The sequence below is a fragment of the Agathobaculum sp. genome (assembly GCF_034098985.1).
Taxonomy (GTDB): domain Bacteria; phylum Bacillota; class Clostridia; order Oscillospirales; family Butyricicoccaceae; genus Agathobaculum.
Genome location: NZ_JAXEOA010000004.1, coordinates 85,230 through 106,196, shown reverse-complemented (window position 1 = coordinate 106,196; position 20,967 = coordinate 85,230). Strand labels below are relative to the sequence as shown.

Annotated in this window: 20 protein-coding genes and 2 other annotated features; of the genes, 9 read left to right on the top strand and 11 right to left on the bottom strand. The window is 59.7% G+C overall.

Annotated features, from left to right (window positions below; translation table 11 throughout):
• Nucleotides 1–51: 51 nt before the first annotated feature.
• Nucleotides 52–201, bottom strand: coding sequence for an AbrB/MazE/SpoVT family DNA-binding domain-containing protein (locus SO058_RS01485; protein ID WP_320841230.1), 150 nt, complete (start codon nucleotides 199–201; stop codon nucleotides 52–54).
• A gap of 146 nt (nucleotides 202–347) precedes the next feature.
• Here SO058_RS01485 and SO058_RS01480 point away from each other — a divergent pair, with 146 nt between their 5' ends.
• On the top strand, nucleotides 348–575 hold the full coding sequence (locus SO058_RS01480) for a helix-turn-helix domain-containing protein (RefSeq protein WP_320841229.1): 228 nt from the start codon (nucleotides 348–350) through the stop codon (nucleotides 573–575).
• A gap of 32 nt (nucleotides 576–607) precedes the next feature.
• Here SO058_RS01480 and SO058_RS01475 read toward each other — a convergent pair whose 3' ends face one another.
• From SO058_RS01475 to SO058_RS01435, 9 genes are all read right to left on the bottom strand, one after another.
• A complete protein-coding gene (locus tag SO058_RS01475) occupies nucleotides 608–1,315 on the bottom strand; it encodes a sigma-70 family RNA polymerase sigma factor (RefSeq protein WP_320841228.1) in 708 nt (235 codons plus the stop codon).
• Nucleotides 1,312–1,728: an anti-sigma F factor gene (gene spoIIAB, locus SO058_RS01470; protein ID WP_442872228.1), complete on the bottom strand. Its 417-nt coding sequence runs from the start codon at nucleotides 1,726–1,728 to the stop codon at nucleotides 1,312–1,314. The genes SO058_RS01475 and spoIIAB overlap by 4 nt, the downstream gene beginning before the upstream one ends.
• 23 nt (nucleotides 1,729–1,751) lie before the next feature.
• Nucleotides 1,752–2,069, bottom strand: coding sequence for an STAS domain-containing protein (locus SO058_RS01465; RefSeq protein WP_320841226.1), 318 nt, complete (start codon nucleotides 2,067–2,069; stop codon nucleotides 1,752–1,754).
• A gap of 76 nt (nucleotides 2,070–2,145) precedes the next feature.
• On the bottom strand, nucleotides 2,146–3,450 hold the full coding sequence (locus tag SO058_RS01460; RefSeq protein ID WP_320841225.1) for a bifunctional folylpolyglutamate synthase/dihydrofolate synthase: 1,305 nt from the start codon (nucleotides 3,448–3,450) through the stop codon (nucleotides 2,146–2,148).
• A 98-nt stretch (nucleotides 3,451–3,548) separates the two neighbouring features.
• Nucleotides 3,549–4,082 carry an RDD family protein gene (locus SO058_RS01455; protein ID WP_320841224.1) on the bottom strand — a complete coding sequence of 178 codons (534 nt, stop codon included), beginning with the start codon at nucleotides 4,080–4,082 and terminating at the stop codon, nucleotides 3,549–3,551.
• Between the two features lie 11 nt (nucleotides 4,083–4,093).
• Complete coding sequence (locus SO058_RS01450) at nucleotides 4,094–4,855, bottom strand: HAD family hydrolase (RefSeq protein WP_320841223.1); 762 nt, start codon at nucleotides 4,853–4,855, stop codon at nucleotides 4,094–4,096.
• Nucleotides 4,852–6,153 (bottom strand): PTS sugar transporter subunit IIC, encoded by a 1,302-nt coding sequence (locus SO058_RS01445; protein WP_320841222.1) that lies wholly within the window; start codon nucleotides 6,151–6,153, stop codon nucleotides 4,852–4,854. Before SO058_RS01445 ends, SO058_RS01450 begins: the two co-directional genes overlap by 4 nt.
• Nucleotides 6,154–6,185: 32 nt before the next feature.
• The gene (locus SO058_RS01440; RefSeq protein ID WP_320841221.1) at nucleotides 6,186–7,589 is read right to left on the bottom strand and encodes a family 4 glycosyl hydrolase; all 1,404 of its coding nucleotides are present in this window, start codon (nucleotides 7,587–7,589) and stop codon (nucleotides 6,186–6,188) included.
• Between the two features lie 216 nt (nucleotides 7,590–7,805).
• A complete protein-coding gene (locus SO058_RS01435; RefSeq protein ID WP_320841220.1) occupies nucleotides 7,806–8,528 on the bottom strand; it encodes a MurR/RpiR family transcriptional regulator in 723 nt (240 codons plus the stop codon).
• An 86-nt stretch (nucleotides 8,529–8,614) separates the two neighbouring features.
• Between SO058_RS01435 and SO058_RS01430 the strand changes: the two genes are divergently transcribed.
• Nucleotides 8,615–8,917, top strand: a complete 303-nt coding sequence (locus SO058_RS01430) for a PTS sugar transporter subunit IIB (RefSeq protein ID WP_320841219.1) — start codon at nucleotides 8,615–8,617, stop codon at nucleotides 8,915–8,917.
• 1 nt (nucleotide 8,918) lies between these two features.
• The gene (locus SO058_RS01425; RefSeq protein WP_320841218.1) at nucleotides 8,919–9,242 is read left to right on the top strand and encodes a PTS lactose/cellobiose transporter subunit IIA; all 324 of its coding nucleotides are present in this window, start codon (nucleotides 8,919–8,921) and stop codon (nucleotides 9,240–9,242) included.
• A 55-nt stretch (nucleotides 9,243–9,297) separates the two neighbouring features.
• Here the strand turns inward: SO058_RS01425 and SO058_RS01420 are convergent, their stop codons facing one another.
• The gene (locus SO058_RS01420) at nucleotides 9,298–11,910 is read right to left on the bottom strand and encodes a valine--tRNA ligase (protein WP_320841217.1); all 2,613 of its coding nucleotides are present in this window, start codon (nucleotides 11,908–11,910) and stop codon (nucleotides 9,298–9,300) included.
• Nucleotides 11,911–11,963: 53 nt separating this feature from the next.
• Nucleotides 11,964–12,175, bottom strand: a binding site (T-box leader).
• An 838-nt stretch (nucleotides 12,176–13,013) separates the two neighbouring features.
• Nucleotides 13,014–13,250, top strand: a binding site (T-box leader).
• Between the two features lie 43 nt (nucleotides 13,251–13,293).
• Here SO058_RS01420 and pheS point away from each other — a divergent pair.
• From pheS to SO058_RS01390, 6 genes are all read left to right on the top strand, one after another.
• Nucleotides 13,294–14,313 (top strand): phenylalanine--tRNA ligase subunit alpha, encoded by a 1,020-nt coding sequence (pheS, locus tag SO058_RS01415; protein ID WP_320841216.1) that lies wholly within the window; start codon nucleotides 13,294–13,296, stop codon nucleotides 14,311–14,313.
• A gap of 16 nt (nucleotides 14,314–14,329) precedes the next feature.
• Nucleotides 14,330–16,738 carry a phenylalanine--tRNA ligase subunit beta gene (gene pheT / locus SO058_RS01410; RefSeq protein WP_320841215.1) on the top strand — a complete coding sequence of 803 codons (2,409 nt, stop codon included), beginning with the start codon at nucleotides 14,330–14,332 and terminating at the stop codon, nucleotides 16,736–16,738.
• 75 nt (nucleotides 16,739–16,813) lie between these two features.
• The gene (locus SO058_RS01405) at nucleotides 16,814–17,059 is read left to right on the top strand and encodes an IreB family regulatory phosphoprotein (protein WP_320841214.1); all 246 of its coding nucleotides are present in this window, start codon (nucleotides 16,814–16,816) and stop codon (nucleotides 17,057–17,059) included.
• A 65-nt stretch (nucleotides 17,060–17,124) separates the two neighbouring features.
• Entirely contained in the window at nucleotides 17,125–19,029 is a 1,905-nt protein-coding gene (locus SO058_RS01400; RefSeq protein WP_320841213.1) for a YgiQ family radical SAM protein, read from the top strand.
• Nucleotides 19,030–19,246: 217 nt separating this feature from the next.
• Entirely contained in the window at nucleotides 19,247–20,113 is an 867-nt protein-coding gene (locus SO058_RS01395) for a class I SAM-dependent methyltransferase (RefSeq protein WP_320841212.1), read from the top strand.
• 2 nt (nucleotides 20,114–20,115) lie between these two features.
• A complete protein-coding gene (locus SO058_RS01390) occupies nucleotides 20,116–20,964 on the top strand; it encodes an energy-coupling factor transporter ATPase (protein ID WP_320841211.1) in 849 nt (282 codons plus the stop codon).
• The last annotated feature ends 3 nt before the right edge of the window (nucleotides 20,965–20,967 follow it).

Genomic DNA, 20,967 nt, shown 5'->3' with positions numbered 1-20,967 from the left:
AGAAACCGTAGGTGTCTTACTCCTTTTGGCCCCGCGCCGGGCAGGCGCGCGTTACTTTTCTTTCGAGGTAAGGATAATCTGGCCGTCTTTCACATCGATGCAAACCGTATCGCCCTTTTTCAGCCCCAGTGAGCGGCGCATATCCAACGGCAGCACAACGCGCCCCTGCCCATCGATTTTGCGTTCAAAGTTTACTTCCATGTTGCTTTTCACCTTACTTTTCACTATTTTTAATATCTATATCCATATTATATATTTATTGTTGTATATTGTCAATATTTATATGTATCCCTTTGGTTAATTTCATCCATCTTATATCACCGATACACTATTTACGAGGTGATAATATGGATTTTAAACATTCGGATAAATACCGCAAACTTGGCCTTAACATTGCCTATTACCGCAAAGACCGTGGGTTTACGCAAGACCAATTAGCGGAAGCAATTGATGCCGCTCGTGTCAGCATTGGAAAGATCGAAACGGCTTCTGTTGGCATTTCACTCGATATGCTCTTTGATATTGCCGATGCGCTTGAAATTCCTCCCAACAAGCTCCTTGAATTCCGCGACTAAAAAAACTCCCACGCCTAAGCGTGGGAGTTTTTCTATTCCACCAATTGCTCACGGAGCAGCGCAAGCGCCCTCTTCTCGATGCGCGACACCTGCACCTGCGACACCCCGATCACCTTCGCCACCTGCTGCTGCGTCATATCGCGCGAAAACCGCAAAGCGAGCACCTGCTGTTCCCGCTCGGGCAAGTCCCGTATGGCCTCCTTGAGCGATAAATATAGGCACGCGCGCTCTTCCAGCCCTTCGTCGCCCACCAGATCGCCCAGCCGCCCGCCGCCCGAAAGCTCGCGCTCGAACGAATCGACCGACACGTTGGCCTGTTCGCACGCGGCGACCTCTTCAACTGTCAGCCCGCTTGCCGCGGCCAGCTCGGACACCGTGGGCGCCTCGCCATGCCTGGCCTCCAATTCGCCCTGTATCCTGTGCAGGCGCACCGCGCGTTCTTTGACCGCACGGCTGACCTTAACCGCGCCGTCGTCCCGCAGAAACCGCCGGATCTCGCCCGCGATCTTGGGCACAGCATAGGTTGAGAACTCGCAGCCCTTGTCCACGTCGAACCCGCGCACCGCCTTAATAAACCCGACGCACGCAAGCTGGTATAGGTCGTCCGCCTCGACGCCGCGCCCATAATACCGCCGCGCGATGCTCCAGATCAGACCGCTGTTTTTCTCCAGCAGCTCGGTTTCCGCATCGCGGCTGCCCGCGGCCGCCTGTTCCAGCAGGCCGCGCGTTTCACTCGTCACGCGCCGCGCTCCTTAAGCTGCTTGACCATGGTCACGATCGTGCCGTGTTCGGACGCTGAGCGCACGCGCAGCTTGTCCGTGAAGGTCTCCATGATCGTAAAGCCCATGCCGCTCCTCGTATCGTCGCCCGTGGTAAACATGGGCTGGCGCGCTTGCTGTACGTCCGCGATGCCGCGCCCCGAATCCTTGATTTTCAGCTCCAGCGCCCTGCCCTCGAACAGCCGCACGGTAACGGTGATAAACCCAGTCTTATCCCCATAGCCATGCACGATGGCGTTCGTGACCGCCTCGGAAACGACGGTTTTCACATCGCCCAGCTCGTCCATCGTCGGGTCGAGCTGCGCGACGAACGCGCCGACCGCCTGCCGGGCGAACGCCTCGTTCACCGACCGGCTCTCAAATTTAATGCTCATTTTATTGACTACCTCGCGCACGCTCATACCCCCCTCTCAAAAATCATGACCTGCGGCAGCCCGGCTGCCTCAAACACGCGAAGCGGCTGCGGCGGCGCGCCGCGCACGACAAAATCGCGCTCCGAACGCGCGCAGGTGCGGAACAGGTGCATCACTAGCGCCAAGCCGGACGAATCCATAAACGTCAGGCCGGACAGGTCGAGCGTCAGCTTGGGCGCGGGATACAGCGCGAGCAGATCCTCGCAGGTGTCAATGGCGTCGCGCGTTTCATGATGGTCGAGCTCGCCCGCAAGCGAGATGACAAGCTCGCTCTCGCGCTCGGTTGGATTGATATGTAACATCTCTTTTTCACCTCTGCATACAAAAAGGGCTTGTACCCTTTTGCGGTACAAGCCCAATTTACCATAATTTTCTATTTTATTCTGCCGGTTTCTGTCGTGTGCGCAGGATTTTTTCGGCCTCGCCCACGAGAAACAGCGAACCGCAGACGAGCACGCAGTCTTTTGGCTCGGCGCGCTCCAGCGCAAGCGCAATCGCCTGCGCCGCGCCGCCGCAGTCGGACACGCAGTCACAGTCGCGTTCGGCCAGCGCGGCGAGCGTCTGCGCGCAAAGCGCGCGGTCGGTCCCGCCCGGTTCGCAGGCGTAGAACGAATCTGCCCGGCATGCCAGCTCGCGAACGCAGACTTCAAAGTCCTTATCGCGCACCATACCCATGACGACGTGCAGCCGCCGCATTTTCAGAAACTCGTCCACCGTGCGGCACAGCGCGGCCACGCCGCCCTCATTATGCGCACCGTCCAGCAGTACGAGCGGCGATTCGCGCAGGCGTTCGAGCCGCCCCGGCATCCGCGCCGCCGCAAGCCCCCGCACGACTGCGGCCGGATCGATCTTCCAGCCGCGCGCGCGCAGCGCGGAAACGGTTTGCAGCGCGGTCATGGCGTTTTGGAGCTGGTGTCGGCCGGACATCGGGATGGTATAGCCCTGCCCCTCGTAGACAAACGCGGTGCCTTCAATATCCATGCGCAGCAGCCGGATATCCAGCGGCTCGCTCCACCAGATGCCGCCCGCAGCCTCACACGCGCGCAGGACAACCGGCATGACCCCGCCGGGCTGACCGTTTGCGCAGATGACCGCGCTGCCCGGCTTGATGACGGCCGCTTTTTCCGCGGCGATCTCGGCCACCGTATCGCCCAGAACGGCCATATGGTCGCGCGAGATCGGCGTGAGCACGACAGCCTCGGGCGCATCGATGACGTTGGTCGCGTCGCAGCGGCCGCCCAGCCCGGTTTCCAGCACAACGATATCGCAGCCCTGTTCGGCGAAATACAAAAACGCGAGCGCGGTCGTGAACTCAAATTCCCCGATGCTCTCGCCGTCCGGCAGGATGAGGCTTTGCGCCGCAAGGCCGACCCGTTCGACAAGGCGCGTCAGGTCGCCGTCCGGGATCATTGCGCCGTCCACCCGGATGCGCTCGTGAAAATGGATGAGGTACGGCGAGGTATAAAGCCCCGTCCGGTATCCCGCCGCGCGCAGCACCGACGCGAGCATACACGCGGTCGAGCCCTTGCCGTTGGTACCGGCCAGGTGCACAAATTTGAGCGTTTTCTGCGGATCGCCCAGCGCCGCGCAAAGCGCGCGGATGCGGTGCAGCCCGGGCTTTCCGGAAAACCGCCCGAGCGAATGGATATAGTCTATCGCTGTTTTGGGAAGGTCTGTGTCCATGATTTCTGAAACCTCTCGGATTGATATTTCCATCTATTATAGCACGTTTTGGCAAAAAGAAAAGCCCGCCCGGCCTCTCGGGGCCGAACGGGCTTTTTTCAGGCCGCGGACACCTCCCGCGTGCCCGAAATAAAATCGTGCAGCATCCGCCTGCCGGGCGTGTACAGCCCGAGGCAAATCGAAATTACCGTCAGCGCGACCATGGCGATGCGGACAAGGTTCGCCGCCCCGTCCCCCGCCGCGCGGGCGAGCAGTTCACGCAAAAGCTGGCTCGGGAACGCCACCGCCCCCTCGAGCAGCAGCACGCCGGCGAGCTGGCGCAGCGCAAGCGCACCCGCGCCGGGCGTTTTCCCGCCGTCCGTGACGATGCGCAGGCGAAACAACCGTTTGCCCGGCGTCTGGCCGTGCCAGAAGACCGGGAACAGCAGATAATACGCCGCGCCGACCGCAAACGCGATCAGCCCCCAAAGATAGCCTTCCGCACCGGGCGGCAGCGATGTGTCGATCTCCGCGAGGCCGGTGCGCATGCTGTTGACCAGCATGAGCGGCGCGCCGCACAGCATCGTGCACACATACCAGTCGACCGCATAGGCGAAAAGCCGCCGAAACGGGTTTGCCGGGGTCATTGCCATCCGTGCGCCTCCTATTCCAATAACTGCCGCAGTGCCTGCCCGACCGTGCGGACCGTGCGCCCGGCGGCCTGCCGCACGCAGTCCTCCGCATACTCGATCGCAAAGCCGCCGAAGCGCCGCAGCATTTCCATATCGTTCCTGCCGTCGCCCGCGGTATAGATGTTCTGATCGTCGACTCCGTACCGGCTGCCGACAAACGCGACCGCTTCGGCCTTGCTCACGCCATGCGGCACGATATCGACATATTCCCAGTTGGGGAACGCATCCAGCCCCAGTGTGTGCAGCTTTTCTGCCAGCGCGACCGCCTCGGCCTGCCCGGGCGTTCGGCAGCTGATCTGATAAACCACGCGCATGTCCTCCGGACGGGACACCTGCCGGTATTTGGTGCGCAGATCGTCCATATATGCCTGCTCTGCGGGCTCTTCCAGCCGAAAGTCGGGCGGGCACAGGCAAAGCTCGCCGTCGCCCGTCATGCTGAAGAACAGGCAGCTTTCGGAGAGCAGCGGCAGCGCTTGCTCAAAGCCGGTGAGCACGTGCTCTCGAACGCAGTCCCCGCCGCATTCGATGCGCGAGCCGTTCATCATGATGAAGAAATCGCATGTAAGGTCATAAGCCGAAAGCTCGCTTTGCAGCGAACCCGGGTCTCGTCCGCTGCAAATGCCGAACAGTCCGCCGCGCGCCTGATAGTCCCGGATCGCGCGCAGCGTTTCTTCGTCGATGCCGCCGTCCTGCGACAGCGTGCCGTCATAATCGCAGGCAAATAGCTGTTTCACGCTTCCTCCAATGCTTCAGCCGGTTCGGCCTGCTCTTCCTTCATGTACTGGCGGTCGAGCGCCGAAATAAACGGATAGTAGATCAGCCCGCCGATGATGAGCACCACAAGCTGCAAAAGGCCGCCGCGGATATCGTTGCACATCATCCAGCCGCCGAAAGGCGCGGGCAGCGTCCACGGCACGGTAACACCCGTGGGATAGGGCACCAGCCCGAAATACATGGCCGCGAACGAAATCAGCACTGTCACGGGCGGCACAATGAAGAATGGGATCGCCATGATCGGGTTCAGCACGAGCGGCAGGCCGAAGATGACCGGCTCGTTAACGTTGAAAATACCGGGCAGCAGGCTGAGCTTACCGAGCGATTTTATGCGTTTGGATCTGCACTTGAACGCCATGATCGCGGCGAGCGAAACCGTGTTGCCGGTGCCGCCGAGGAAGATGATCATGTTCGCAAAATCCTGCGTGACGATGTACGGGCGCGCCGCGCCTGCCGCAGCCTGGAATACGTCGAGGTTGGCAAAGCGCGCGGCATACCACAGCGGGCCCATGAACGAATCGATGACCGCTGTGCCATGAATGCCGAAGAACCACAAAAGCGAGTTCAGGAAGGTGATGAGCAGCGTGCCAATCAGCGAGGTGCCGATGTTGGTCAGCGGCATCTGGATCATGGTGACAATGAAGTTCGACACCGTGCCGAACGGGGTCGCCGCGAAGACCAGCCGGATGATCAGGAAAATCGGCAGGATGATGGCCGCCGGGATAAGCGCCTCGAACTGGCGGGAAACGAAGCTCGGCACGGTCTCCGGCATTTTGATTTTCCAGTTTTTCTTTAGGATGACCGCGTACAGCTTGGTCGCGATCAGCGCGGTGAGCATGGCGGTGAACAGGCCGCTCGCCTCAAAGGAGGAGGCCGCGTATCCGCCCTCCTCCATCTGCTGCAAAAGCAGGAAATAGGCCGAAATGGAAATCGCGACCGCGGGCAGCGGCTCGACGTCCTCCTCACTCGCGAGGCTGTGCGCCACGCCGATGACCGCAAACAGCGCGACCAGCCCCATGGTCGCGGGATTGACCATGTTCCAGCACCATTCATACCACACGTCGCCCACGATGGACGCCATAAAGTCATGGAAGCCCTGCACCGGGAAATCGCCGATGATGATGGCGACCGCGCCGATGATCAGCAGCGGCATCGAGAGCATCAGGCCGTCGCGCAGCGCGACCAGATACTTGTTTGCCGACAGCTTCTGCGAAAGCGGCATCAGATGCTGCTCCATGAAGTTCGTCAGTTTCTTCATTTTTGTTTTACCCCCTTAACATTGTCCGGCTTTTATTTCAAAACAGGGAAGTGCTCCCCATTTGCCGCGATGTATTCATCGAGGATGGTGCGCGCGAGGTCGGTGTCGGCCACGGTGCGGCTCACTGCGAGCGCTTGCAGCGCTTTCTGGTAAGAGCCCTCAAGCGCCGCGTCGACCGCCAGCTTTTCATAGGCGTACTGCCCTTCGAGCAAGCCCTTTTCAAATGTCCCGGCTTCCTCCATGCGGAACGGCTCGGCGCCGCGCGCGCCCACCCGGCACGCGACCTCGAGCATCATCCCGTCCGACAGATTGGGCACCACGCCCTTGTTTTCGGTGATGATGAGGAACACGTCGTTCCGGTTATAAGCGATGCTCATGGCCAGCTCGACAATGTAGGTGGCGTGCGCGTCGTTGTGCGCGACCGTGGCCGATTCAAATTCACCGTCCGCATTTTTATGCGAGCCGGCGCTGTATTTCCGGTCCAGGTCAAATTTGGTGCCCCGCATCCTGCCGAGCGAGGCGACCTCGTCGCAATACGCCTTGACGCGCTTTTCGCGCCCGTCGATCACGGTGTTGGCGCGCGTATAATTGGGGTCGCTGTGCGCGACCATCGTTTGCGGATATAGATAGTACTGCATATAGGTATTGGGCAGCGAATGGGGATAGTCCTGCACCATTTTTTCCAGATGCTTAAACGTGAAGTTCCAGTAATCATCGTTTTTGCCGGAGAATCCAAGCTCGTCGTCACAGCCGCCCTTTTGCAGCTTTTCTAAAATTTCGGGCAGCACGTCCTCGCCGGTCTGCTTGTCGTACATCGCGGTGAACCAGCCGAAGTGGTTCAGGCCGTAGTAGCGCGGCTCAATGTCCATGCGCTTGCGTCCGCCCGCGAGCGGACAAAAGATATCCATGATCGAGATCGGCATATCGCAGATGTTGATGAGCCGGAAATCGTCCGGGAACACGCGCTTGGTCGCCTCGGCGACGATCGCGGCCGGGTTCGAATAGTTGAGGATCCACGCCTCGGGCGAATAGCGGCGGATGGTGTTCACCAGCTCGATCATCGCGGGCACAGAGCGCATCCCGTAGGCGAAGCCGCCGGGGCCGCAGGTCTCCTGCCCGATCACGCCGTGCCGAAGCGGGATCTTTTCATCCTGCTCGCGCATCGCAAGCCCGCCGGGGCGGATCTGCACAAGAACAAAATCGATATCCGTGAACGCTTTCGCGGGATCGGTCGTATAGCAGAACTCCACCCCGGGGTAGTATTCGCGGAACAAAATCTCGCCGAACCGGCCGATATGCGCCTGCCGGGTTTCGTCGATATCATACAGCACCACGCGGCGAAGCGGAAAATGCTCGCGCACCAGGCACAGCATTTCCAGCATATCCGGGGTGTATGTGCTGCCGCCGCCGGCAATGGCGACTGAGAACTGTTTCATAGGGAATCCTCCTCATTTCCATCGGGATGAGCCAACTCATTTCCACCGGGAAAGCAAAAGCACCCGGCGCCTCATACTCTCAAGCATAAAGGTTTCGGGTGTTTTTTCAAGAAGTTCGACCGATTAAAAAATATTTCAACCGCATAAAAAACATGTTTCCGTTTTGTCCGGGCGGTTGCACGGCGCGCACGGACATGCTAAGATACCCTTAGAAGCTCATTCGCTTTCGGCCAGCCGGTCGACCAGGCGCGAAAGGATATATTCAAACAGGATGATTGTCCGGCCGATAAAGAAATCCGGCACGTCGTACGCGACCGAGCCGCCTGTGCGCAGCACCAGCCGGTGCTCGCTCATGCGCGCGAGCGTCGAATCCCCGTGCGCGGTGATGGTGTACAGCCGGTGCCCAAGCGCCTGCGCGTGGGAAGCCACATCGACCAGGTCGCGCGTTTCCCCGCTTTTGGACAGGATGATCGTGAACGACGGCTCGCTGCCGGGCCGCATCATGTCGACGGGCGACCCGTCGTAGGCCAATATGCGGAGTGTTGCCAGCCGCCGCATGATATAGGAGGACGCAATTGTATTAAACCCCAGGCCGACGACGAACACACAGCCGTTCCGGCAGCGGAACAGCTCGTCCGCAAATGCCTCGATGCACGGCACGTCGACCTCGGCGAGGATGCTGGTCAGGTCGATGCCGGCGGCCGCCGAGCGCTCCTCCTCTGCATGGCGGCGCAGCGAATAGATCATATCGCTGTAACCGTGGTATCCCAGCTTTTTAGAGAGCTTGATGACCGTCGTTGTCGATACATAGGACTGCTGGGCAACGTCCCGAATGTTGATCTTGCTTTCCCCTTGCTCGATGGACTGCAAGATGCAGGCGAGCACGCGGTGTTCGGTTTCGTTCAGCAGATAGCGCTTGGACAGGTCGACCAGGTTCATTTCATCACCTCCGCATTTTGCGTGCGGTTTTCCGTCATTATATCACACTTTTTCCTGCATGAACATATTTAAGGAGGCTGTTTTTCATGAATGTTTTGCTGCTTTGCTCCCAGGGGATGTCGACCGGTATGCTGTGCGACCGTATCGCCGCCGCCGCGAAAGACGACGGGTGCGACCTCAACATCTGGGCCGCGAGCGAGATCAAGGCGCGCGAGCACGTCGGCAAGGCCGACCTGATCCTGCTCGGGCCGCAGGTGCGCTATCTCAAGAGCCGCATCGAGGAGATGAGCGAGGGCAAGCCCGTCGCTGTTATCGACATGATGGCGTATGGCACGATGAACGGCAAGCAGGTTTATCAGGATATCAAAAAGCTGATGGGGGACAACTAAAATGGCGATCACATCCGAACAGCTCGAACAGGCCTGCTTTTCGCTGATTTCGTTCAGCGGCGCGGCCAAGAGCGATTATTTGGAGGCCGTTGAGCACGCCAAAAAGGGCGATTTTGAAGCGGCGGAGCAGGCCGTTTCCCGCGGCAATGAGGAATACCTGCACGCGCATGAGGCGCATTTTGACCTGATCCAGGAGGAAGTCTCCTCCGATGAGGGGCTGCTCACCCGGCTGACGCTCGTGCACGCCGAGGATCAGCTCGCCATGGCGGAAACCACGCGTTTGTTTGCCGAACAGATTATTGAGCTGTACCGCCGGCTGGCATAACCGGAGACGTTTATCCATTCAAAAAGGCACCCGAACAGGGTGCCTTTTTTCTTACTTATCCGAGCGCCTTGATGGATTCTTCCAGTTTGGCGAGGTGTTCGCGCAGCTTCTCGGCTTTCTCCCGCTCTACCGCGACGACTTTCTCAGGCGCTTTATCCACAAAGCCGGGATTATCCAGCTTTTTCATGACAAACGCGATATCATCCTCCACCTTGGCCTTTTCTTTCTGGAGGCGCGCGCGTTCGGCCTCAAAGTCGATCAGGTCGCCCATCGGCATATAGATCTGCGCGTCCTCGGTGACGACGGACGCCATTTTCGCCGCATCCGCCGGCACCGCTTCGATCAGCTCGATTTCGGAGGCATAAGCCAGCTTGGGGAAGAAGATACCGCCCGCTTCAAACGTGGCTTTTTTCTCTGTCAGCACGAGCACCTTGGCCTTTTTGGAGGGCGGCACGTTCATTTCGGCGCGGCGGCCGCGGATGGCGCGGACGGCGTTCATCAGCGTTTCCATCTGCGCTTCCTCGGCGGAAAAATGCAGATCGTCCCGGTATCCCGGCCATTTGGACACCATGACGCTTTTCCCCTCGTGCGGCAGCGCCTGCCAGATGGTCTCGGTGATGAACGGCATGAACGGATGCAGCAGCTGCATCGCGCCGGAGAGCACGAAACACAGCACCTTTTGCACATTTTCATCCTTGTTCTGGATGCGGGTCTTCGCAATCTCGATATACCAATCGCAGAAGCTTTCCCAAATAAAATCGTTCAGCTTGGAGGCGGCCAGCCCTAACTCGTACTGGTCGATGTTGCGGGTGACCTCGCGCACAAGCGTGTTAAACTTGCTGATGATCCACTTGTCCTCAATGGCCAGCGTTTCCGGCAGCTCGGCCTTATCGATGGTCAGGTTCATCTGGATGAAACGCGACGCGTTCCAGATCTTGTTGCAGAAGTTGCGGCTCGCCTCGACGCGCTCGGTCGAAAAGCGCATATCGTTTCCGGGGCTGTTGCCGGTCGCGAGCGTAAAGCGCAGCGCGTCCGCGCCGTATTGGTCAATGACCTCTAGCGGGTCGATGCCGTTGCCGAGGGATTTCGACATTTTGCGTCCCTGCGCGTCGCGCACAAGGCCATGGATATACACGGTGTCAAACGGCGTTTCGCCCATGTGCTCCACGCCCGAAAAGATCATGCGCGCGACCCAGAAGAAGATGATATCGTAGCCGGTGACGAGTGTGGAGGTCGGGTAAAAATAGTCGAGTTCCTTGGTCTTTTCCGGCCAGCCGAGCGTGGAGAACGGCCACAGCGCGGAAGAGAACCACGTGTCCAGCACGTCCTCCTCCTGGGTAACGTTCTTCGAGCCGCACTTCGGGCAGACGTGCACATCGTCCTTAGAGACGACCATCTCGCCGCAGTCCTCGCAGTAGAACGCGGGGATGCGATGTCCCCACCAGAGCTGGCGGGAGATACACCAATCGTGTACGTTTTCCATCCAGCGCAGATAGGTCTTGGAGAAGCGGTCGGGCACGAACTTGGTCTTGCCCTCGGTCACCACATCCATGGCGGGCTTTGCGAGCGGCGCCATCTTGACAAACCACTGCGCCGAGGTCATCGGCTCGACCGTCGTGCCGCAGCGGTAGCAGGTGCCGACGTTGTGCTCGTGCTCCTCGATTTTGACGAGGTAGCCGCCCTCCTCAAGGTCCTTGACCACGGCCTTGCGGCACTCGTAGCGGTCCATACCCTCATACTTGCCGCCGTTTTCGTTGACGGTCGCGTCCTCGTTAAAGACAAGGATTTGCTCGAGGTTGTGCCGCTGCCCCATGTCGAAGTCGTTCGGGTCGTGGCAGGGCGTGACCTTGACACAGCCTGTGCCGAACTCCATGTCAACGTATTCGTCTCCGAAGATCGGGATTTCGCGGTTCATGATGGGCAGGATGCAGGTCTTGCCGATCAAATGCTTGTAGCGGTCGTCATTCGGGTTGACGGCAACACCGGTGTCGCCCATGAACGTCTCCGGGCGGGTGGTCGCGACGACCAGATCGCCCGAGCCGTCCGCCAGCGGATAGCGCAGGTGCCAAAGCTTACCGGGCTGGGTCTCGTATTCGACTTCGGCGTCGGAAAGCGCGGTCGTGCAGTGCGGGCACCAGTTGATGATGCGGTGGCCTTTGTAGATCAGCCCCTTGTTATAGAGGTTGACGAACACCTCGCGCACGGCTTTGGAGCAGCCTTCGTCCATGGTGAAGCGCTCACGCTCCCAATCGCAGGACGAACCGAGCTTTTTCAGCTGGTCTATGATGCGGTTTCCGTATTTGTGCTTCCAGTCCCACACGCGCTCGAGGAATTTCTCGCGGCCGAGGTCGTAGCGGGTGAGTCCCTCCTCTTTCCGGAGGGCTTCCTCGACCTTGATCTGCGTGGCGATGCCCGCGTGGTCGGTGCCCGGCACCCACAGGGCTTCATAGCCCTGCATGCGTTTTGTGCGGATAAGGATGTCCTGCAGCGTTTCGTCGAACGCGTGGCCCATGTGGAGCTGGCCGGTGACGTTCGGGGGCGGGATAACGATGGTGAACGGCTTCTTGTCCGGGTTCACCTCGGCATGGAAAAAGCCGGAATCGTTCCAGAAGCTGTACAGCTTGTCCTCGGCCGCTTTCGGGTCGTAGGTCTTTGGCAGTTCGCTCATTAGACTATTCTCCTTTATGGTTTTGTTTGCAAAATAAAAAATGCCCCGTCCATCAACAGGACGAAGCAAACTCCGTGGTACCACCTGAATTTCCGGCTTTCGCCGGACACTCGAAGCCCGTAACGGGGGCAAGGCGAAACGGCTTACTGTGTTTTCAGCCATTCTGCTCCAAAGCGACTTCTCCATTCCCCGCACCAAGGCTTGCACCGACCGCCTTTTCTCTGAGAGCGGGAATATGGATACTACTCTTTGTCATTGCAATTCTCGTATTAACTTTAATAGTATATCCAGAAATGTTGAAACTGTCAAGGGGGAGTACGCCGCCTGCGGGCGGCGGGAACGTGCGCCTGCCCGGCGCGGGGCCAAAGTATGATGGGGGGACTCCGTCCCCCCGCGATACTTTGGAAACCGCTCCCCCCTGCGCCGTTTTTTACGCTCTGGCCGCGCCTAAACCTCACGCAGTACTTTGCAGCCACGGTGAATCGCGGGGAACGGAGCGTTTGAACGACTTGGCTCAATTCTAGGGGCCGCCGTGCTGGCGGGAACCTCGGGCCAGCGCGGCGGCCTCTTGGACAGAGTCGAGTAGCCTCCTGCACCCCGTTCCCCGCTTTTCTCCGTGAAAAGAAGGTACTGCGTGAAGCACTGGCGCGGCTAACGCGTGAAAAACTACACGAGGGAAGATCGGGAGTTCCAAGAGGGGTAAGAAACCGTAGGTGTCTTACTCCTTTTGGCCCCCGCGCGGGCAGCGCGGCGTTCCCTGCCGCCCGCAGGCGGCTTTCCCCGCTTCGTCAATCCTGTTTTACGAAGTGTTCACAGGCACGTGTATCAGGTTTTCGAAACTTGATTCTTGGATATGTGCAATGGCCGCAGTCTGTGGTAACAAAACCGTCCTTTCGACGAACATAGTGCCGTCTGTAATGTTTGCAATGTCTACATTGAACTTGATCCACAATTTTCACCTCAATTATATTTAAAACCATGTAAAGGCATTTGTGTTGAAAGTGGCGCCAAAGTGGGTTCTTAATATTTAAAAATCAGCAAAAAATAAAATCCCCCTTGCTTTTTCCTCTCCTCTGTGCTTTAATAATACTATTCTTAATAAGTAACCTGCGATGAACAGGGAAAGTAACGTCCCGCCCCCTCCTTTCAGAGAAAGCGGCCTTGGCTGTGAGCCGCTGGGAGAGACCTGACGCGAAGTTCCCCTGCGAGCACCGGCGCTGAACCTATTCCAGTAGGCGCGGGCGGACTGACGGGACGTTATCCCCGTTCAATGAGCGCCCGGCGTGTGTCCGGGAATCAGGGTGGTACCACGGAAGTATCTTTTGCCTTTCGTCCCTATGCATTGGGGCGAAAGGCTTTTTATTTTCTGGGAGGAGAAACAGCATGAAAGAAAAACTGCAAGGCATTTTGCAGGCCGCCAAGGACGAGCTGAACCGCGCGGCCGACCCGCGCGCGCTTGATGCCGCGCGCGTGAAATTCCTCGGCAAAAAGGGCGAGCTGACCGCCCTGCTCAAAGGCATGAAAGATGTTGCGGCGGAGGAACGCCCGGTCGTCGGCCAGCTCATCAACGACGTGCGCGCCGAGATCGAGACCATTATCGATAAGCAGAAAGAGCTGATCGAAAACGCCGCACTCGCACACAAGCTCGAAAGCGAAACGATCGATGTGACCCTGCCCGGCGAGGAGGTCATTCTCGGCAAAAAGCATCCGCTCAATATCGTACTCGACGAGCTCAAGGAAATTTTCCTCGGCCTCGGCTTCTCCATTGCGGAAGGCCCCGAGGTCGAGCTCGACCACTATAACTTTGAAGCGCTCAACATCCCCAAGGACCATCCCGCGCGCGACACGCAGGACACGTTCTACATTTCGGACAATGTCGTGCTGCGCACGCAGACCTCGGGCATGCAGGTGCGCGTGATGGAAAACAAAAAGCCGCCCATCCGCATCATCGCCCCCGGCCGGGTTTACCGCTCGGACGCGGTCGACGCGACGCACTCGCCGCTGTTCCACCAGCTTGAGGGCTTAGTCGTTGATAAGGGCATCCGCATGAGTGACCTGAAGGGCATTTTGGAGTTGTTCGCCAAGAAACTGTACGGCGAGGACACGGTCGTCCGTTTCCGTCCGCACCACTTCCCGTTCACCGAGCCGTCGGCCGAAATGGATATCCAGTGCTACCGCTGCCACGGCGAGGGCTGCCCGCTCTGCAAGGGCGAGGGCTGGATCGAAATTTTGGGCTGCGGCATGGTGCACCCCAAGGTGCTCGAAATGAGCGGCATCGACCCCGAGGAATACTCGGGCTATGCGTTTGGCGCGGGACTTGAGCGCATGGTCATGGGCCGCTTCAAAATCGACGATATCCGTCTGTTCTATGAGAACGACGTCCGTTTCCTGCATCAGTTCTAAGGGAGGAAAATTACTCATGAAACTGCCACTTTCCTGGCTTTCGGATTATACCGATATTTCCGGCGTCACGCCCAAGGAGTATGACGCCAAAATGACCATGTCCGGCTCCAAGGTCGAGGAGGTTTCTTACCTCGGCGCGGGCATCGAAAACGTCGTGACCGGCAAAGTCCTGTCCGTCGTTGACCACCCGGACTCCGACCATCTCAAGATCTGCCAGATCGACGCGGGACAGGGCGAGCCCGTCCAGATCGTCACCGGTGCGCCCAACGTGACCGAGGCTTCCGTTGGCGAAATCTGCCCGGTCGCGCTGCACAAATCGACGCTGCCCGGCGGCGTTAAGATCACCAAGGGCAAGCTGCGCGGCGTGGCCTCGAACGGCATGATGTGTTCGTTCCAGGAGCTCGGGCTTTCCCACGGCTGCGTGCCCTACGCGCACGAAAACGGCATCCTGTTCCTGCCCGCGGGCACGCCTGTGGGCGAGGACATCAAAAAGGTTTTGGGGCTTGACGACTATGTAGCCGATTTCGAGATCACCTCCAACCGGCCGGACTGCCTTTCGGTCATCGGCCTCGCCCGTGAGACCGCCGCGACGTTCGGCCGATCGTTTTCCGTCAAGACCCCCGAAGTGCAGGGCTGCGGCGACTCGATCAGCAATTATATGTCGGTCGAGGTCAAAGACCCTGACCTGTGCCCGCGCTACACCGCGCGGCTGGTCAAAAACATCAAGATCGAGCCGAGCCCCGCGTGGATGCGCGAAAGGCTGCACGCGTCCGGCGTTCGGCCGATCAACAACATCGTCGACATCACCAACTACGTGATGCTCGAATACGGCCAGCCGATGCACGCTTTCGACTACAAGTGCCTGTCGGACGGCAAGATCGTCGTGCGCCGCGCGCGAAGCGGCGAATCCATCCAGACGCTCGACGGGCAGGACCACGAGCTGTCTGATAAAATGCTCGCCATCTGCGACAACGACAAGCCGGTCGCGGTCGCAGGCGTGATGGGCGGCGCAAACTCCGAGATTGAGGACGATACGAAAACGGTCGTGTTCGAGTCCGCCAATTTCCACGGGGCGACCGTCCGCGTGACCGCCAAGACGCTCGGCATGCGCACCGAGGCGTCCGGCCGCTTTGAAAAGGGGCTTGACCCGCGCATGACCATGGCCGCGGTCGACCGCGCGTGCGAGCTGGTCGAACAGCTCCATGCGGGCGAGGTCGTAAACGGCGTGATCGACGTCGACCATTCCGACCCGAACCCCAAACGCCTGCCGTTTGAACCCGACAAAATGAACGCGCTGCTCGGCATCGAATTGCCCGCTGACGAGCAGAAGCGGCTGCTGGAAAAGCTGGAGTTCCGTGTAGAGGGAAACGAGGTCGTCGTGCCGTCGTTCCGCACCGATATCGAGCGCATGTGCGACCTGTCCGAGGAAGTCGCCCGCATGTACGGCTATGACAAAATCCCGGTGACGCTCTACGCGGGCGAAATGGTGCAGGGCGAGTTTACGCCGCGGCAGCAGATGGAACGCACGGTATCGCTCATCTGCCGCGAGGCGGGCTTCGACGAGGCCATGAGCCATTCGTTCATCTCGCCCAAATTCTATGACGCCATCGACCTGCCCGCGAACGACCCGCGCCGCATCTCGACCACCATTTTAAACCCGCTCGGCGAGGATTTCAGCGTCATGCGCACGACCGTGCTGCCCTCGATGCTGCTGAACCTCGCGCACAACCATGCCCACCGGAACCCCACGGCATCGCTCTTTGAGCTGGGCACAGTGTACACGCCCGCGGTAAAGGACGGCAAAGCCGACCCCGACGTGCTGCCGCATGAGGAAAAGATTCTGGCGCTTGGCTCTTACGGGCGCCTGTCGTTCTTCCAGTTCAAGGGCGTGCTCGAAGCGCTCTTCCGCGAGCTGAACATCAAGGACGTGCAGTTCGTCCCCAAAAAGGATGACCCGTCCTACCATCCGGGACGCTGTGCGGGCATCGTCATCGGCGGCAAAGCCGCCGGCGTGTTTGGCGCGGTGCACCCGTCCGTATGCAGGAAAAACGATCTGTCCGGCGAGATCCTCGCCGCCGAGCTGCCGCTCGACGCGCTCTTTGACGCGATCGACCCGGTGAAGCTCTACCACCCCCTGCCCAAGTTCCCGGCGTCGACGCGCGACATCGCCGTGCTGGTTGACGACGAAACGCCCGCCGCGGCGCTGCAGGCTGCGATCTGCAAGGCCGCGGGCGATATCCTGGAGGATGTCCGCCTGTTCGACGTTTACAAGGGACAGGGCATCCCGGAGGGCAGGAAGTCGGTCGCCTATTCGCTCATCCTGCGCGCGCCCGACCGCACGCTGACCGACGAGGAGTGCGACAAGGCCATGCGCGCCGCCATCGCCGCGCTGGAAAAAGATTTTAGCGCCGTACTTCGCGGATAAGGCTTTACTTTTCACGCGTTTTGTATTATGCTTGTATCAGACCAAAAGAGAAAACCCCTAGGAAAGGAGACAGCCATGCTTGACGGCACGAGAAAGTTCAGTCTGGTAGACGAATCCAACAAAGAAATGAAGCGCACGCTGACCGCGGTCTATGACGCGCTTAAGGAGAAGGGTTATAACCCAATCAACCAGATCGTCGGATATCTCCTCTCCGAGGACCCGACCTACATCACCAATCACAACAACGCCCGCAGCCTGATCTGCAAGATCGACCGCGACGAGTTGATGCAGGAATTGGTGCAGTATTATCTCGACAACTGACGAAACACACGAATAACCGTTTCCTTTGATCGGGAAACGGTTATTTTTTTGCAAAGGTGGAACATATGAGCGGTTTTTTACCGATTTCAAAACAGGATATGGAGGCGTGCGGCTGGTATTACTGCGATTTTCTGCTTGTGACCGGCGATGCGTATGTCGATCATCCGTCATTCGGCACGGCGATCATTTCACGCGTTTTGGAGGATGCGGGCTTCCGCGTCGCCATTTTGAGCCAGCCGGATTTCCACGATGAACGGGATTTCCTCGCCATGGGCCGGCCGCGCTACGCCGTGCTCATCAACGGCGGCAACATCGATTCGATGGTCGCGCACTACACGGCGGCCAAAAAACGACGGTCGGACGACGCGTACACCCCCGGCGGAAAGTCGGGAAAACGGCCCGACCGCGCCGTGACCGTCTATTCCATGCTGGCGCGCCGCGCGTTCCCCGATACGCCCATCTATCTGGGCGGCATAGAGGCTTCCTTACGCCGCTTCGCACACTACGACTACTGGGCCGACCGCGTTATGCCGTCCATTCTGGAATCCACCGGTGCGGACGGGCTGATGTACGGCATGAGCGAGCGCTCGGTACTCGAGCTAGCGGAAAACCTCAAACACGGCAAAAAGGGGGCGGACGCGTGCCGGGAGGTCCGCGGCACGGCCTATTTCGCGCACAGCGCGGCGGAAACGCCGTTTGAAGCCGTCGAGTGCCCCTCGTTTGACGAGGTATCCGCCGACAAGCCCCAGTACGCCCGTTCGGTCATGCTGCAATACGGCGAGCAGGATTTTGTGCGCGGCAAAGCCCTTTTGCAGCGGCACGGCAAGCGCGTGCTCGTGCAGAACCCGCCCGCGAGGCCGCTTTCCACCGCGGAGATGGACAGGGTGTATGCCCTGCCTTTCATGCGCGCCTACCATCCCTCCTATGAGGCGCAAGGCGGCGTGCCCGCGATCCAGGAGGTGCAGTTTTCCATCATCCACAACCGCGGCTGCTTCGGCGCATGCAATTTTTGCGCGCTCGCTTTTCATCAGGGACGCTATATTTCGGCACGAAGCCATGAAAGCGTGCTTACAGAGGCAACGCAGATCGCGGCCATGCCAGAATTTAAGGGGTATATCCATGACGTCGGCGGGCCGACCGCCAACTTCCGCTTCCCCTCCTGCAAAAAACAGGAGGAGCATGGCCTTTGCCGGGACAAGCGCTGCCTGTTCCCCTCCGCCTGCAAAAACCTTGAGGCCGACCATACCGACTATCTGAACCTGCTGCGCGAGCTGCGGCAGATCGAGGGCGTAAAAAAGGTGTTTGTGCGTTCGGGGCTGCGCTATGACTACATGATGGCAGACCGGAACGACGCGTTTTTCCGCGAACTGGTAGAGCACCATATTTCAGGGCAGCTCAAGGTCGCGCCCGAGCACATGAGCGATAACGTTCTGTATTATATGGGCAAACCATCATTCTCTGTATATGAAAGCTTCCGCGAACGCTATGCCCGTATCAATCAAAAGCTGGGACGCAAGCAATACCTTGTGCCGTATCTGATGTCGTCCCATCCGGGCGCGACACTGCGGGACGCGGTCGAGCTGGCCTGCTACCTGAACCGTGTCGGCTATATGCCGGAGCAGGTGCAGGATTTTTACCCCACGCCGGGCACGCTGTCGACCGCGATGTACTATACCGGCCTCGACCCGCGCACGATGAAGCCGGTCTTTGTCGCCAAAACCGCCGAGGAGAAGGCCATGCAGCGCGCGCTGCTGCAATGGCGCCGGCCGGATAAGCGCCCCATCGTCCTCGCCGCGCTCAAGAAGGCCGGACGCGAGGATCTGATCGGCTTCGGGAAGGACTGTCTCATCCGCCCCGCGCACGGCGAAAAGCCGCCGGCGGGGCGGAACGCGAAGCCCGCGAAAGACGCGCGCCGCCGCCCTGCCCCGCCCAAGAAAGCCGGATGGGCCAAGCCGAAAAGGAAAAAATAGCGTGCGGACGCCGTCGGGAACGGCGTATTCCGCCAAAGCTGGGCAGGCCGCGAACTCGTTCGCGGCCTGCTTTTGCGCTTGCCGCCCCAAAACCGACAATTTGCATGAAATCCCGCGCGTTTGCACCCCGCTGTCTTGACACAATTTAAATTGCTTTACCCACCGTTTGGTGGTAAAATAGAAACTGATATATTATGGAATGATGGGGAACACGCTTATGTGGATCGCAGACAACTGGAAAGATTACGCCGTGCTCGACTGCGGCGAGGGCAAAAAGGTCGAGCGTTGGGCAAACCAGGTGCTCGTGCGCCCCGACCCGCAGGCCATCTGGCCGCGCGAAGCAGGCTGCCGCGCGTGGGACAAGCCGAACGCGGTTTACCACCGCTCCTCAGCTGGCGGCGGCAAATGGGAGATCCGGAAGCTACCCGAGCAGTGGGCCATCCGCTATGGGGAGCTGACCTTTCAGCTCAAGCCCATGAGCTTCAAGCACACCGGCCTATTCCCCGAGCAGGCCGCAAACTGGGATTTTATCGACCGCATGGTGCGCGGCGCACACCGCCCGGTGCGGGTGCTCAACCTGTTCGCCTACACGGGCGGGGCGACGCTCGCGGCGGCTGCCGCGGGTGCGGAGGTCTGCCATGTGGACGCCTCCAAGGGCATGGTCGGCTGGGCGAAGGAAAACGCGCAGTCCTCCGGCCTCGCGGACAAACCCATCCGCTGGATCGTGGATGACTGCAAGAAGTTCGTGCAGCGCGAGATTCGGCGCGGCCGCAAATACGACGCCATTATCATGGATCCGCCCTCATATGGCCGTGGGCCGTCGGGCGAAACGTGGAAGATCGAGGAGGACGTGGCGGATTTCGTCGCGCTCACAATGGAGCTTTTATCGGACAAGCCCCTGTTTGTGCTGATCTCCAGCTATTCGGCGGGGCTGGCCCCGTCAGTCATGGCGTACCTGCTCGGCATCACGGCGGGCAGGCGCGCGGCGGGCAAGATCGAGGCGCAGGAGCTTGGCCTGCCGGTCGAGTCGACCGGGCTTGTTTTGCCGTGCGGATCAAGCGCGCGGTTTATCGCGGAGGAGTAAAAATGTCTGAAATCATCAAAACCGAGGCCCTCGAATACGCCTATCCCACCGAGGAGGGCACGCTGTCCGTGCCCGTGCTCAAGGGCGTGAGCCTGACCATCGGGCGCGGCGAGTTCGTCGCCGTTTTGGGGCACAACGGCTCGGGGAAAAGTACGCTTGCCGGGCATTTTAACGCCATCCGCCTGCCCACCGGCGGCGTGTGCTATGTCGATATGATGGACACCCGCGAGGAACAGAACACCTATGAGGTGCGCAAGACCGTGTCCATGGTGTTCCAGAACCCGGACAACCAGCTTGTCGCCACCGTGGTCGAGGAGGACGTGGCGTTCGCGCTCGAAAATATGGGCGTGCCGCCCGCCGAAATCCGCAAACGCGTGGACGACGCGCTCGAGGCCGTCGGCATGTACGAATACCGCAAACAGGCGCCGCACCGGCTGTCCGGCGGGCAGAAGCAGCGCGTGGCCATCGCGGGCGTCATCGCCATGATGCCGCGCTGCGTCGTTTTAGACGAGCCCACCGCCATGCTCGACCCGCAGGGCCGCCGCGAGGTGATGAATGTGGTGCGCGGCCTCAATACGACGCTGGGCATCACGGTCGTGCTCATCACGCACCATATGGACGAGGCAGTGCAGGCCGGCCGCGTGGTCGTCATGCACGAGGGCAGCGTGTTGATGGACGGCACGCCGCGCGAGATCTTCACCCGTGTAAAAGAGCTGCGCGACGCGCACCTGACCGTGCCGCAGACCGTGGAAATCTTAAGCGACCTCAACGAGCGGGACGGCGCGGGCCTCCCGATCGACGCGCTGTCGGTCGAAGAGTGCGCGGATATTTTACAGCAGTATCTACAATAAACG